The organism is Rhizobacter sp. P2_H2 (assembly GCF_056403375.1).
In genome coordinates, this window is the sequence record NZ_JBFUFP010000050.1 from 1 (window position 1) to 13,938 (window position 13,938).

Here is a 13,938-nt window from a genome sequence, read left to right on the forward strand (position 1 = left end):
AACTTGGCCAGGCTCAGCGTGACGCCCAGCGCATGCGGCAGCGCGCCGCCGCTCAGGCCGGTGCCGGCGCCGCGCGCGACCACCGGCACGCCGAGCCGGTCGCAGGCGCGCAGCACCGCGGCGACCTGGTCCTCGGTCTCGGGCAGGGCCACCACCAGCGGCTGCTGGCGGTAGGCGGTGAGGCCGTCGCATTCGTACGGCACGGTGTCTTCGCCGCGCGACAGCAGCGCATGCGCCGGCAGCAGCGGGGACAGTTCAGCGACGACCTGCGCGCGGCGTTGCGCGCGTTCGTCGGCGCTGGGCGCACCGGCACCGGTCGCGTGGACCGGAAGAAGGGCATTCACGGGGTCAGGTCTCCCACATCGGCCTGTTCGACGAGCCCACGACTGTAGCGCGTGCTCATGGCGCTTCGGCCGCGTACAGCACATGCGCGCGCAGCGGGTGGCCGGCGGCGATGCGCGGGTGATCGAACTGCGCGCGCTGCGCCAGGCCGATGCGTTCCATGACCCGGCGCGACGGCTGGTTGTCCAGCGCCGTGAACGAGACCACCTGCGGCAGGCGCATCACCTGCCACGCATGATCGAGCACGAGACGGGCGGCCTCGCTGGCGAAGCCCTGTCCCCAGGCCGCGCGCACCAGCCGCCAACCGATCTCCCGGGGATCCGGCGCGATGCCTGGCACCGGAAGCTCGAACGGCACCGCAGAGAGCCCGACGAAGCCGGCAAACGGCAGGCCCGGCACTTCCAGCGCCCACAGCCCGTGCCCGAACTGCTCGATGTGCAGCCGCGCACGTGCCGCGAAGGCATCGCTCTGCTCGCGCGTCAGCGGCGCGAGGAAATGCCGCATCACCTGCGGGTCGGCGTTCATCGCGGCGAAGGGGGCGAGGTCGTCGTCACGCCAGGGCCGCAGCGTGACACGCCCTGCACGCAGCGTGACCGGTGCATGAAGGCTCATGCGGCGGTCGTGAACACCGTCAGCACACCGGTGTAGCCGTAGAGGTGGTGGCGCGCGATCTCGCCGGCGGCGAAGAAGCCGACCAGCGGCACGTCGCCGAGCGCGCGCCGCACGATGGCGAGCTCGGCCGACGGCGCGCCGAAATGCGGGCCGCCGCGGCCGGCGCAGCTCACGTAGACCGCACCGGCCATGCGGCGCGCCGCATGCGGGGCCGAGCTGCCGTCGGGCCCCTGCTGCAGCGCGAGCGCGGTCTCGCGCGGCATCGTCTCGGGTTCCAGCTCCTCGCGGATCTCGCTGCAGATGCGCACCAGGTCGCGCCGCGCCGCCTCGGTGCTGCGGGTGCAGAACGCCAGGTGCATGCCGGGTTCGACCTGGTCGCTGACCGCGACGCCGCGCTGCTGCGGGTCGATGCCGACCAGGTGGCGCACCCGCGTGTCGGTGCCGAACTGGCCGGGCCGCGCCATCAGGTCGTCGCGCGGGTCGCTCAGGCCGACCAGCGTCTGGCGCAGCCGCGGCAGCGCCTCGCGCGGTTCGTCGCCGTCGATCTTCAGGTCGCGCAGCAGGCAGTCGAGCGCCGGCTCGTCGTCGAGCTGCGCGACCACGTTGCGCTCGCCCTGCGTGATGCGGCGTGCCGGGCCGACCGGCTGGCAGCCCTGCGTCACGCGCGAGACCAGGCTCACCTCACGGCTGAACGCGACGCCGGACAGGCCGCCGTCGAACACGCCGTCGGCGATGTGCAGCGCCTGCGTGCGCGCCGACGCGAGGCCACCGAACAGGTAGCCGGTGGCGGTGCGGTCGCTCATCTCGGTGATCAGCTCGGCCAGGTCGGTGGCGCCCGGGTCGGCATGGACCTGCGCAGAGTTGGGCGCGAAGCCCGCATCACCATGCAGCGGTGCCGCCCCCGAGAACACGCGGAACTGCTCGCGCGGCAGGTCCGACAGCATCAGCGCGAGCGCCGGCTCGTCGAAGTACTCGACGCCGTTGGCCGCGATGCCGACGCCCACCGCGCCGACCCAGGCCACGCCCGGCCAGCGCTGGCGCAGCTCGGCCAGCAGCTYGGTGGCATGTGGCGCGTAGTGGTCGCTGAGGTAGACCCAGCCGAGCGTCGGCTCGCTGATGTGCGCACCGCCCGGGTCGGCACGTTGCGCGTCGATCTGCGCGGCCGACAGCGCGAGCGCCATGCGCCAGTCGGGGTGGGTCGCGTGGGCGTGGGCGAACAGCTTCATCGCGGCGGGCTCCTCAGCGGCGCGGCGCGGCACGCTTGCGGGCGGCTGCGGTGTTGGCTGCGGTGTTTGCCGCTGTCTTGGCGGCCGTCTTGGCCACCGCCCTGGCCGTCCGCACCGTCTTGATCGCCACCTCGCCCGGCATCGTCGCCGCGCGCTTCAGCGTCTGCCCGGCGGCGTCGACCGATTGCTTGACCAGCGCGCCGGCCAGGTTGCGCGCCGCATCCGACGCGCTGTCCTTCATCGCGGTGGCGGCGAGCTCGGTGAACTGCTTGGTGAGGGCGCCCCACCATTGCATCGGGTCGACGGCGGCGGGGTTGGCCGCGGCGGTGTCGTTTTTCGAGCGGGCCTTCGCGTCCGGCTTGCGCGCCGGCGCGGGGTCGGCTGCTGGTTCTGCAGCAGGGGTGGCCGCGGGCCTGGCCGTCAGCGAATCGCGCAGGTCTTCCATCTGCACGTTCATCGTCTTCAGCGTCGACAGCGTCATGCGCTGCACCTCGAGGGCCTGGATCGTCGCGCCCAGCATGCGGGCGTTCTGCTCGAGCCAGAACTGCACGGTGCGCAGCTCCTCGATGCGCTTCTCGAGCTCCTCGGGGTTCAGCGTCGGCGCGACCCACTGGCCGATGTTCGGCAGCGCGGCGCCGGCGTTCTTCACGAGCCCCTGCAGGAAGTCGAAACCGGGCACCAGCTTCGTGAAGTTCGGGGCCTCGGCCATGGTGTCTCCTTGTGGGCAGCTGTTGTCTTTTGGACAGCCGATTGTGCACGCCTTGCACGGGCCGCACACACACGCAACCCCTAGCACCCCCCTACCTGAAAACTCTTGCAGGTGAAGGACGAGCGGCGTTGACGCGACCCCCGCTTGTGCCCGACCCTGAGGGCGCGCCGCTGACTGTCGGCGCTTTTGCTTCCAACCTCACAAGGGAATGAGACATGACAAAGCGATCCATGCATCGAATCTCTCTGCGCAGGGTGTTGTCAGCCCTGCTGGTCCTGACGGGCGCTACCGCGCTCTCGGCCCATGCCGGCGTCCTGTCGGCAGCAGCGGCGGCCCAGAGCATCACCGCAGTACCCCAGGCCGACGTACCGACCCCCACCGACCGGCTGATCATCAAGTACCGCAGCGGCGCAGCCGGCGCCGCGTCCACGGCCTCCACCACCGAACGCAGCGTGCTGCACCGCAGCGCGCAGGATGTCGCGCTGCGCGCCGGCGTGCAGATGCAGCTGTTGCGCATCGGCGCGCTCGACACGCACGTGATGAAGTTCGACCGCCGGCTGCCGCAGGCCGACGTCGCCCAGATCGCACGTGACATCGCGGCGTCCGACCCGAACGTCGAGTACGCCGAGCCCGACCGCATCCTGCATGCGTTGTTCGTGCCGAACGACACGCAGTACGGCCAGCAATGGCAGTACTTCGAAGCCACGGCCGGCCTGAGGCTGCCGGACGCGTGGGACAAGTCCACCGGCACCGGCGTCGTCGTGTCGGTGATCGACACCGGCTACCGGCCGCACGCCGACCTGGCGGCGAACATCCTGCCCGGCTACGACTTCATTGCCGACACGGCCACCGCCAACGACGGCGGCGGGCGCGACAGCGATGCGAAGGATCCGGGCGACTGGATCACCGCCGGCGAATGCGGCACCGGCAGCACGGCCGAATCGAGCAGCTGGCACGGCACGCACGTGGCCGGCACCATCGCGGCGGTCACCAACAACGGCAGCGGCGTGGCGGGCGTGGCGTTCAACGCCAAGGTCGTGCCGGCGCGCGTGCTGGGCAAGTGCGGCGGCTACACCTCGGACATCGCGGCGGCCATCATCTGGGCCTCGGGCGGCACGGTGAGCGGCGTGCCGGCGAATGCCAACCCGGCGCGCGTGATCAACATGTCGCTGGGCGGCAGCGGCGCGTGCGACACCACCTCGCAGAACGCCATCACCTCGGCCCGCAGCCGCGGGACGGTGGTGGTGGTGGCGGCCGGCAACAGCAATGCCAACGCCTCCGGCTTCTCGCCGGCGAGTTGCAGCGGCGTCATCACCGTGGCGGCCACGAACCGCAGCGGCGGGCGTGCCTACTACTCGAACTTCGGCGCCATCGTCGACGTCGCGGCCCCGGGCGGCGACGTGCGCTCGAGTGCGGCGAACGGCATCCTGTCGACGCTGAACTCGGGCGCGACGACGCCGGGCGCCGACAGCTACGACTACTACCAGGGCACGTCGATGGCGACGCCGCACGTGGTGGGCGTGGTGGCGCTGATGCTGGCGAAGAACCCGTCGCTGACGCCGGACCAGGTGGAGACGCTGCTGAAGTCGTCGTCGCGGGCCTTCCCTGCCACCTGCTCGCAGTGCGGCGCGGGCCTGGTGGATGCCAACGCGGCGGTCGATGCAGCCGGTGGCGGCACGACGACACCGCCGACGCCGGTGACGGACACCGAGTCGAACAACACCATCGCGACGGCGCAGGCGGTGAACAAGAACTCGCTGGTGTCCGGCACGGTCGCCAGCAGCTCCGACACCGACTACTTCAAGGTGACGGTGGCGAGCGGCAGTTCGCTGACCGCGACGCTGACGCCGAACAGCAGCTCCGACTACGACCTGTACATCTACAACGCCAGCGGCACGCAGCTCGCGAAGAGCGAGAAGAGCACCGGCCTGGTCGACTCGGCCTCGGTGACCAACAGCGGCGCGAGCGCGGTGACGTACTACGTGCGCGTGCTGTACTACAGCGGCGGCACCGGCGCCACCAACGGCAAGTACACGCTGGGCATCAACTGATCAGCGCTTGAAGACGATGCGCTCGACGCGGTAGCCGCGGGCCTTCAGCAGGGCCGGGAGGCCCTGCGGCCCGATCATGTGCAGGCTGCCGACGGCGGCGAACACCCGTTCGCCGCCCTCGTGCCAGGCCGCGACCTGCTCGGCCATCGCCGGGTTGCGCTCGTCGAGCATGCGCTTCATGTCGCGCCGGTCGTCGGCCGTCTTCATGCAGTCGCACCAGCTCGCATAGCGCTCCAGCTCGTCGAGCTTGCTGCCCGACCACACGTCGGCGATGCGCTTGAGCATGCGCCGCGTCTGGCCCTTCTCGAGGTCGGCCAGCGTGCGGTCGATCATCTCGACGCGCTCCTCGGGCGTGCCGCCGGTCAGCATGTCGAGCTGCATCTCCGGCGTCTCCAGCGAATCGACCTGCTTGCCCAGCTGGTGGCCGAGCAGCGCGATGAAGGCGTCGATGCCATAGGCCGGGTCCAGCCCGTCGGCGCGGCCGGCCGTGACGGCCAGGTTCAGCGCCAGCAGCACCGGGCTCAGCGAGCGGCTGATCGCGTCGGGGATGCAGGCGGCGCGCGCCTGGCCCTGCAGGCGTTGCTCCAGCGCCGCGGGCAGCGGCTCGCCGCCACTGGGGGCTTGCGCGGCACCGAGCCGGCGCGCGATGTCGGCGTCGGTGATGTCGAGTTCGAGCGCGATGCGCTGGCTCTCGCGCAGCGCGGCGGCGACCGCCGGGCCCGGGATCACCCAGTCGGGCCGCGCGACGTGCATCGTGCCRTACAGCCATGAGTCGTGACCGCCCTTGCTGAGGCGCCACAGGAAGCCGCGGTCGCGCGAGCCGCCGGGATCGGACTGCGCCCTCAGCGCACGCGCCTGCTGCGCGGCGGCCTGCTGCGCGCAGGCCGGGTCGGCCTCCTGCGCGGGCGCGCCGGCGGCGAACCACAGCAACGGGAGGGCGGCAAGCAGCCGGCGCGCGAGGGCGAGGGTGGAAGGCGTCATGGCTGCGACTGTAGCCAAGCTGCGCGAGAATCCACCACACCATGCGCAGCCTGTTTCACCTCGCCTTCCACGTCACCGACCTCGATGCCGCGCGCCGCTTCTACGGCGGCGTGCTCGGCTGCCGCGAGGGCCGCAGCACCGACACCTGGGTCGATTTCGACTTCTTCGGGCACCAGCTGTCGCTGCATCGGGGCGAGCCGTTCGCGACCACCGACACCGGCCGCGTCGGTGCGCACCTGGTGCCGATGCCGCACCTGGGCGTGGTGCTGGAGCTGCCCGACTGGCAGGCGCTCGCGCAGCGGCTGCAGGCCGCGGGTACCGACTTCGTGCTGCCACCGGGCGTGCGCTTCGAGAACCAGCCCGGCGAGCAGTGGACGATGTTCTTCCGCGACCCGTCGGGCAACCCGATCGAGGTCAAGGGGTTCCGGTCGCTGGACACCGTCTACGACCATTGAGTCCCGGATTGGCGCTCAACCGACCACACGGCGCCACCGCGCCAGGGTGTCCGGATCCGGCAGGTCGTTCCCCAGCGCATCGATCGCGCGGCTGAACCACGGCCCCGCCTCTGGCTCGCGACCGAGTGCGGCGAGGTTCTCGCCCAGCTCGGCATAGACCCAGCCGTCCACCTCGCCCGCGGCAGCCCACTCCCGCTCCAGCCGCTGCTGCAGGACCAGTGCCTCGGCGTGGCGCTTCATCGCGCGCAGCGTCCACGCCACCATCCACTGCGCAATCCGCACCTGCGAGGGGCGACCGTCACGCTCGCGCGCCGCGAGCGCCTGCCGGAAGCTCGCCAGCGCCTCGTCGAAACGGCCGGCGCCGTGCAGGCTCATCCCGATGTTGTTGGCCAGCGAGCCTTCCCAGGCGCGGGCGTTGGCTTCGTCCGATGCCAGCGCGACGGCCAGTGCGCGGTCGTTCCAGGCCAACTGGTCAGCCGTGTCCGGCTCGACGAGCGCGAGCATGTGCATCGCGTCCACCAACAGCTCATCGAGCCGCGCGTCGCGCGCCCGATCGACCGCCTGCGCGAACAGCGGCCTGGCCTGCTGGCGCTCGCCGGCTGAGCGCAGCGTGCGGCCGCGTTCCAGCAGGTGGCGTACCCGCGGTTCGGCGCCCGCCGCGTCCAGCGCCTGCAGCATCGCATCGAGTTCGGCATGGGCCTCGGTGAACTGGCGCCGCAGGCTGTGCGTGCGCGCGATCTGCGTTCGCAGCGACAGCGCGTCGTCACCTTGCGCATCGGCGAGCAGGCGGCGGAACAGGGCCTCCGAGGCCGCCGGGTCGTCGAAATCCCAGAGCGAGCGGATGTCCATCGCGTCAGTTCCCCCAGGTCAGTCCGCCGCGTCGGACGTGCCGCCGCCTTGCCGCACCTGCTGGTCGATCGCACCGAACAATGAATGCCCGTCGAGCCCCTTCATCTCGATGCGGATCGTGTCGCCGAACTGCATGAACTCGGTCTTCGGCTCGCCCGATTCGATGGTCTCGATCGCGCGCTTCTCGGCGATGCAGCTGTAGCCGCGCGACCAGTCCTTGTTGCTGACCGTGCCGCTGCCGACGATGCTGCCGGCGCGCACGTTGCGCGTCTTGCAGATGTGGGCGATCAGCTGGCCGAAGTGGAAGGTCATCTCCTCGCCGGCATCGCACAGCCCGACCTTCCTGCCGTTCCAGGTGCTCTGCAGCGGCAGGTGCACGCGCCCGCCCTTCCAGGCGGCGCCCAGTTCGTCGGGCGTCACCGCGACCGGGCTGAACGCGGTCGCCGGCTTGCTCTGGAAGAAGCCGAAGCCCTTCGCCAGCTCGGCCGGAATCAGGTGGCGCAGCGACACGTCGTTGGCCAGCATCAGCAGCCGGATGCCCTCCAGCGCCTGCTCCGGCGCGGTGCCCATCGGCACGTCGCCGGTGACGACCGCGACCTCGGCCTCGAAATCGATGCCCATCTTCTCGCTCGGCACGACGATGTCGTCGCAGGCGCCGATGAAGTCGTCGCTGCCGCCCTGGTACATCAGCGGGTCGGTGTAGAAGCTCTCCGGCACCTCGGCGTTGCGCGCCTTGCGCACCAGCTCGACGTGGTTGATGAAGGCCGAGCCGTCGGCCCACTGGTAGGCGCGCGGCAGCGGCGCGGCGCACTGCTTCGGCTCGAACGGGAAGGCATGCCGGGTCTTGCCGTGGTTCAGCGTCACGTAAAGATCCTCGAGCTGCGGCGACAGGAAGTTCCAGTCGTCCAGCACCTGCTGCAGGCGCGTGGCGATGCCGGTGGCGTAGTGGGCGGTGCTCAGGTCGCGCGAGACGACGACCAGCTGGCCGTCGCGCGAGCCGTCCTTGTAGGTGGCGAGTTTCATCGGGTGTCCGTAGGATCGGGGAAAGGCCCGGGAAAGGGCATGAGGTTTGCCGTATTGTCGATGCCTGATCGGTCCCCATCTGCCTCCCATCCCCCAACTTGACTGCCCGTCGCCCCGCCCCCTTGCGAATCCTGCCCCCCCTCACCGCCCTGTCCCTCGTGCTGCTGATGCACGCCGCCGCCTGGCAGGGCGTCGCGGGCGGCGCATCGGCCGGGCGCTCCGACCTGGTGGTGTCGGCGATGCAGGTGCGCTCGGTCGAGGCGGCAGCGGCCGCCGCCGTTGTCACGCCGCCGCCGCCGGCCCCGGCCGTGCCGCGCCGGGACGCTTCGGCGCGAACCGAGCCCAGGCCCCGCCCATCTGACACACCGACCGACACGCCGACGCTGCTGGCGGCCGCCCGCGCCGCGTCGGCACCGGCGGCCGCCGCACCGGACGACGCCGAGGTCGCACCGGTCTACCCGACCCGCCTGCCGCCGTCGGCCGTGCTGCGTTTCGACCTGCGCCGCAGCGGCTTCAGCGGCCGCAGCGAGCTGCAGTGGCAGAACCTGAACGCCCAGGGCCAGTACCAGGTGCGCCTCGAAGGCAGCGTCGCCGGCTTCCGCGTCTTCACCTGGGCCAGCCAGGGGCGCGTCGACAAGGCGGGCATCGCGCCGCTGCGCTTCACCGACGAACGCCGCGGCAAGTCGCTGCAGGCGGCCAACTTCCAGCGCGAGGCCGGCAAGATCACGTTCTCCGGCCCGAGCACCGAGTACCCGCTGGTGGCCGGCGCGCAGGATCGCCTCAGCTGGATGATCCAGCTCGGCGCGGTGCTGAGCGCCCGCAGCGCGCCGCCGGCCGCCGGCGAGCGTCTGTCGTTCTTCGTGGCCGGGGCCAAGGGCGAGGGCGAGGTCTGGCACTTCGTGTCGCAAGGCCTGCAGAGCGTCAATGTGCAGGACCAGGCGACGCCCGCCTGGCGCTTCACGCGCGAGCCGCGCAAGCCGCATGACACGCGCATCGAGGTCTGGCTCGATCCGGCGCGCCATTTCCTGCCGGTGCGCTACCGGCAAAGCAGCGACGGGTCGAACGACGTGCTCGACCTGATCCTGCAAGAGATGCAGATCGCCTCCTGATGGCACCGGGGCGCGACTTGAAAAACCGTCAACGCCCCACCAACTGTCCTTGAAGGAGAGCTTTCCATGCACATGCTCTATAACTCCGAGAACTTCGTCGTGGTGCAGTTCGACACCACCCAGGGTGCCAGCGCCGTGCGCGAGGAATCGCTGATGCGCGGCGGCTACGAGATCGTCGACAAGTTCGCGCGCAAGGAGATCTTCATCGAAGGGGCGATGGCCGAGAGCTTCAAGCAGGGCGTCGAGGCGCTGATCGAGACCTCGCCGAGCGAGGAGGAGATGGACGACTACCTCGAGCGGTTCTCGTCGCTCATGCAGCAGCCCCTCGTCCTGCACTGACAGATTTGTAAAGCCGGGTTCCTCCCCCGGCCGATGGGGCTTGCCGCCCGGCGCGGGCTGCGCCAAGATGGCCCGCACCGCAGGAGGATCCATGGCAACCCGCCAGCTCGATGCACGCATGCTGCTGTCGCCCGGCCTGACCGAGGCGCCGGTGCTCGACCGCATGTGCTCGCAGTTCGTGCTGACGCTCACGGTGCGGCATGCGGGGCGCTTCAACCTGCGGCGCGACTGGAACAGCCTGCTGTCGCTGACCGGGCGCCACCTGGTCTGGCCGGCCAGCGTGCTCGGGCGGCTGCGGGATTTCCTGAAGAACCGCTGCAAGGGCAACGAGCACTGGCGCGGCCATGAGGCGCTGGCCGACGAGGCCTTCATGGCCCGCCATGGTGCATGGCGCGGCCCGTATGAAGAGGGCACGCTGTTCTTCTACGTCGACGAGTACATCAAGGACGCACCGAAGGACCTGCTGGCGGTGCTGGGCGCGACCGCCGACTGGCTCGACCGCAGCCTGAAGAAGGAATCGACGCTGGTGCAGAAGAACATCGACGCGCTGGCCGGCCTGCTGCAGCTGAACCCGGCCGAGCGCGCGCTGCTGCTGTACGGCACGCTCGCCCGCTACCAGCGCGACCTGCGCGGGCTGCTGGTCGAGTTCAAGGTGTCGAACGCGCAGGAGGCCTATGCCGCGATCGCCGCGGTGGCCGGCGTCAACGAGCAGGACGTGGCCGAGGCGCTGCGTGCCGGTTCGCGCCTGGAGCGCATCGGCATGGTCGAGAACCTGATCTCCGAGCACAACATCACCGACCTGGCCGACCTGATGAAGGTCAGCGAGCAGCTGCCGCCGGTGCTGATGCGCCACTACGCCGGCCCTTCGGACCTGATGGCGGTGTTCACCCGGCCGGCCGCGCGCAGCGAGCTGACGCCGGGGGATTTCCATTACGTCGGCGACGACCAGCGCGTGCTGACCGCGCTGCTGCGCCATGCGGTTGCGCGCAAGGCACCGGGCGTCAACGTGCTGCTGTACGGCCCGCCCGGCACCGGCAAGACCGAGCTTGCCAAGGTGGCCGCGCAGGCCGCCGGGCTGGAACTCTACGAGGTGGAGTACGCCGACCGCGACGGCAATTCGCTGTCGGGCCGCGACCGCTACCGCTCGCTGCAGATCAGCCAGGTGTTCCTGAAGGGCGGCAACCTGGTGGCGCTGCTGTTCGACGAGGTCGAGGACGTGTTCCCGCCGATCTCCACCGATGCGGCCCAGTTGATGGCGCGCATGGACACCGGCGACGGCGTCGTGTCGGGCAGCGTCAGCGGCAAGGCCTGGGTCAACCAGATCCTCGAGACCAACCCGGTGCCGGTGATCTGGGTCACCAACCGCATCGAGCAGATCGACCCGGCGTTCCGCCGCCGCTTCCAGTACCACCTCGAGCTGAAATCGCCGCCGCCCGGCGCGCGCGAGGCGCTGGTGACGCGTGCGCTGGTCGACGTGCCGGTGTCCGAAGGCTTCGCCGCGCGGCTGGCCGAGCGGCGCGGCCTGACGCCGGCGCAGGTGCGCACCGCGGTGAAGTTCGCGCGGCTGGCCGCCGAGGACGAGAGCGCCCCGGCGATCGAGGCCTTGATCGAGCGCCAGCTCGGCCACGCCGACAAGGCGCTCGGCAACGGCACGAACGGCCGCGGGGCCCGCCACGTCGTGACCACCTACGACCTGGGCCTCGTCAACACCGAATCGCGCTTCGAGCTGCCCCGCATCATCGAGGCGCTGCGCCGCAAGGGCCACGGCACGCTGTGCTTCCACGGGCCGCCGGGCACCGGCAAGACGGCGCTGGCCGAGCACATCGCGCAGCAGCTGCAGCGCCCGCTGATGATCCGCCAGGCCTCCGACATCGTCAGCAAGTTCGTCGGCGAGACCGAGCAGAACATGGCGCGCATGTTCGACGACGCCCAGACCGAGCAGGCGGTGCTGCTGCTCGACGAGGCCGACAGCTTCCTGCGCAGCCGCCGCATGGCCGAGCGCAACTACGAGGTCAGCGAGGTCAACGAGATGCTGCAGGGCATGGAGCGCTTCGCCGGCGTCTTCATCTGCACGACCAACCTGTTCGACGAGCTCGACGAGGCGGCGCTGCGGCGCTTCACGTTCAAGATCCGCTTCCGGCCGCTGACCGCCGCGCAGCGCGAGCGCATGTTCATCGCCGAGGCGTTGGGCGGCGATGCCGGGCTGCTCGACGGCGAGCAACGCGACCGGCTGGCGCAGCTGGACCTGCTCACGCCCGGCGACTTCGCCGCGGTGCGGCGCCAGATCGACGTGTTGGGGGAAGCGTTCACTCCCGCGGAATTCCTGTCCCAGCTTGAGTCGGAGCATCGTGTGAAACCCGAGGTGCGGCAACGCCGCGGGATCGGCTTCATGCACTGACCGCCGATCGTCTTCGGGCGCCTCAAGCCCGCGTCGTCCCGGCCGATAACGACCGAACGACCTGGAGCGGCGAGTTCGATGGACGAGGCATTCATTCCTTGGAGGTTCCGGCCTGACCTGTGGGCGGCCTCCTTCGGCATGGCCGTCTTTGCCGCGTACGTCGCGCTCGACCTGGCGCGCGGCGTCGCGTCGAACCACCGCGCGACCTCGCTGCGCGCGCTGGCCGGCTCGGCGCTGGCGCTGGCCGTCGGCACCTGGGCGTTGCATTTCATCGTGATGGCCTCCGGGCCGCTGCCGTTCCCGATGGGCTACAGCGGCTGGGTGGTGCTCGGCTCGCTGGCAGTGGCGTATGCCGGCTCGCTGCTCGCCTGCCTGCTCGGCAGCCGTGCCGGCCTGCAGGTGCGTGACGGATTGCTCGCCGCGCTGACGGTCGGCAGCGCGCTGTGCGCGACCTCGTTCGTCGCGCTGCTCGCGTTGCGCCTGCAGCCGCAGGTCGAATGGGAGTGGCGCATCCTGGTGCCCGGCTGGCTGGCCGCCTGCGCGATCGGCGGCAGCGGGCTGTGGCTGATGGCCTGGCGCCGGCGCGTCGCGCCGGTGGGTTTCCAGTGGCGCGCGATCGTCGCGCTGGTGCTGGGCACGGCGATGGCCGTCGGCAATGCGTCGGTCGTGATGGCTGCGCAGGTGCCGATGCTGGCGCTGTCGCCGACCGCCGACGAAGTGAGCCTGGCCACCGTCACCGCGCTGGCCATCGTCGGCGCGCCGATCCTGCTGGTGCTGCTGCTGCTGACCTCGATCCTGGAGGCGCGTTTCCGCTCGATGCTGCGGCGCGCCCGCGAGGAGCTGCAGGTGGCGGCCTACACCGACCGGCTGACCGGGCTGCCGAACCGCGCGATGTTCGACGAGCGGCTGCAGCGTGCCGTGCTGCGCGCCGACCGCCACGGGCACCGGCTCGCGCTGCTGTTCTGCAACCTCGACGGCCTGAAGGCCATCAACGAATCCTTCGGCCAGGCGAGCGGCGATTCGGTGCTGCGTGAGGTGGCCGGGCGCATGATGYACCTGGCCGGCGAGCGCGACATGGTCTCGCGGGCCGGCGGCGACGAGTTCCTGGTGCTGCTCGAAGGCTCGCCCGACAAGGACGATGCCGGGCGGCTCGCGGCGCGCGTGATGGCGGCGCTGAGCCAGCCCTGCCGCTTCGACGGGCACGAGGTGCCGCTGAGCTGCTCGATCGGCATCGCGATGTACCCCGACGACGGCGCGCTGTCGAAGCTGGTGCCGCATGCGGCGGCGGCGATGAATTCCGTCAAGCGCACCGGCGGCGCGGCGCACTGCTTCTTCGAGCCGCGCATGGTGGCCGGTGCACGCGACCAGGTCGAGCTGCTGCACGACCTGCGCCGCGCGATCGAGCACGGCGAGCTGGAGCTGTACTACCAGCCCAAGATCCATGCGCCGAGCGGCCAGATCACCGGTGCCGAGGCGCTGATGCGCTGGCACCACCCGCAGCGCGGCATGGTGAGCCCGGCCGTCTTCATCCCGCTGGCCGAACGCTTCGGGCTGATCAACGCGCTCGGCAACTGGCTGATCGAGGACGCGTRCCGGCAGATCCGCGTGTGGCGCGAGCAGGGCCTGCGCATGCGCGTGGCGATCAACCTGTCGGTGCACCAGCTGCGCCAGCCCGACCTGCCCAAGCGCATCGAGCGGGCGCTGCGTGCGCACCGCATCGAGCCCTCGCTGCTGACCTGCGAGATCACCGAATCGGCGGCGATGGACGACACGCGCGCCAACCTGCAGATCCTCGAGGAGCTGTCGGCGATCGGCGTGCACCTGTCGATCGACGACTTCGGCAC

General features: G+C 70.9%; 13 protein-coding genes. 6 read left to right on the forward strand and 7 right to left on the reverse strand.

What is annotated here, in order from left to right; translation table 11 throughout:
- The 4 genes from AC1D15_RS05735 to AC1D15_RS05750 all read right to left on the reverse strand — a co-directional run.
- Window positions 1–344 (reverse strand): FAD-binding protein (locus AC1D15_RS05735; protein WP_477825246.1); only part of this gene is annotated, 344 nt, incomplete at its 3' end.
- Between the two features lie 55 nt (window positions 345–399).
- The gene (locus AC1D15_RS05740; RefSeq protein ID WP_477825247.1) at window positions 400–954 is read right to left on the reverse strand and encodes a GNAT family N-acetyltransferase; all 555 of its coding nucleotides are present in this window, start codon (window positions 952–954) and stop codon (window positions 400–402) included.
- A complete protein-coding gene (locus AC1D15_RS05745; RefSeq protein WP_477825248.1) occupies window positions 951–2,180 on the reverse strand; it encodes an FIST signal transduction protein in 1,230 nt (409 codons plus the stop codon). The genes AC1D15_RS05740 and AC1D15_RS05745 overlap by 4 nt, the downstream gene beginning before the upstream one ends.
- Window positions 2,181–2,193: 13 nt before the next feature.
- A complete protein-coding gene (locus AC1D15_RS05750; protein WP_477825249.1) occupies window positions 2,194–2,889 on the reverse strand; it encodes a PhaM family polyhydroxyalkanoate granule multifunctional regulatory protein in 696 nt (231 codons plus the stop codon).
- Between the two features lie 230 nt (window positions 2,890–3,119).
- On the opposite strand from AC1D15_RS05750, the gene AC1D15_RS05755 reads away from it, so the two are divergent.
- Window positions 3,120–4,940 (forward strand): S8 family peptidase, encoded by a 1,821-nt coding sequence (locus AC1D15_RS05755; protein WP_465110401.1) that lies wholly within the window; start codon window positions 3,120–3,122, stop codon window positions 4,938–4,940.
- Here the strand turns inward: AC1D15_RS05755 and AC1D15_RS05760 are convergent, their stop codons facing one another.
- Window positions 4,941–5,921, reverse strand: a complete 981-nt coding sequence (locus AC1D15_RS05760; RefSeq protein WP_465110402.1) for a TraB/GumN family protein — start codon at window positions 5,919–5,921, stop codon at window positions 4,941–4,943.
- 41 nt (window positions 5,922–5,962) lie between these two features.
- Here AC1D15_RS05760 and AC1D15_RS05765 point away from each other — a divergent pair, with 41 nt between their 5' ends.
- On the forward strand, window positions 5,963–6,376 hold the full coding sequence (locus AC1D15_RS05765) for a VOC family protein (protein ID WP_477825250.1): 414 nt from the start codon (window positions 5,963–5,965) through the stop codon (window positions 6,374–6,376).
- A gap of 15 nt (window positions 6,377–6,391) precedes the next feature.
- Here AC1D15_RS05765 and AC1D15_RS05770 read toward each other — a convergent pair whose 3' ends face one another.
- A complete protein-coding gene (locus tag AC1D15_RS05770; protein ID WP_465110404.1) occupies window positions 6,392–7,225 on the reverse strand; it encodes a tetratricopeptide repeat protein in 834 nt (277 codons plus the stop codon).
- 18 nt (window positions 7,226–7,243) lie between these two features.
- Window positions 7,244–8,248 carry a fumarylacetoacetate hydrolase family protein gene (locus AC1D15_RS05775; RefSeq protein ID WP_477825251.1) on the reverse strand — a complete coding sequence of 335 codons (1,005 nt, stop codon included), beginning with the start codon at window positions 8,246–8,248 and terminating at the stop codon, window positions 7,244–7,246.
- 122 nt (window positions 8,249–8,370) lie between these two features.
- Between AC1D15_RS05775 and AC1D15_RS05780 the strand changes: the two genes are divergently transcribed.
- From AC1D15_RS05780 to AC1D15_RS05795, 4 genes are all read left to right on the forward strand, one after another.
- Window positions 8,371–9,357: a DUF3108 domain-containing protein gene (locus AC1D15_RS05780; RefSeq protein WP_477825252.1), complete on the forward strand. Its 987-nt coding sequence runs from the start codon at window positions 8,371–8,373 to the stop codon at window positions 9,355–9,357.
- 66 nt (window positions 9,358–9,423) lie between these two features.
- Window positions 9,424–9,696, forward strand: a complete 273-nt coding sequence (locus tag AC1D15_RS05785) for a BTH_I0359 family protein (protein ID WP_477825253.1) — start codon at window positions 9,424–9,426, stop codon at window positions 9,694–9,696.
- 91 nt (window positions 9,697–9,787) lie between these two features.
- Entirely contained in the window at window positions 9,788–12,094 is a 2,307-nt protein-coding gene (locus tag AC1D15_RS05790; protein WP_477825254.1) for an ATP-binding protein, read from the forward strand.
- Between the two features lie 78 nt (window positions 12,095–12,172).
- Window positions 12,173–13,938: putative bifunctional diguanylate cyclase/phosphodiesterase (locus AC1D15_RS05795; RefSeq protein WP_477825255.1), on the forward strand; the 1,766-nt coding region annotated here is incomplete at its 3' end.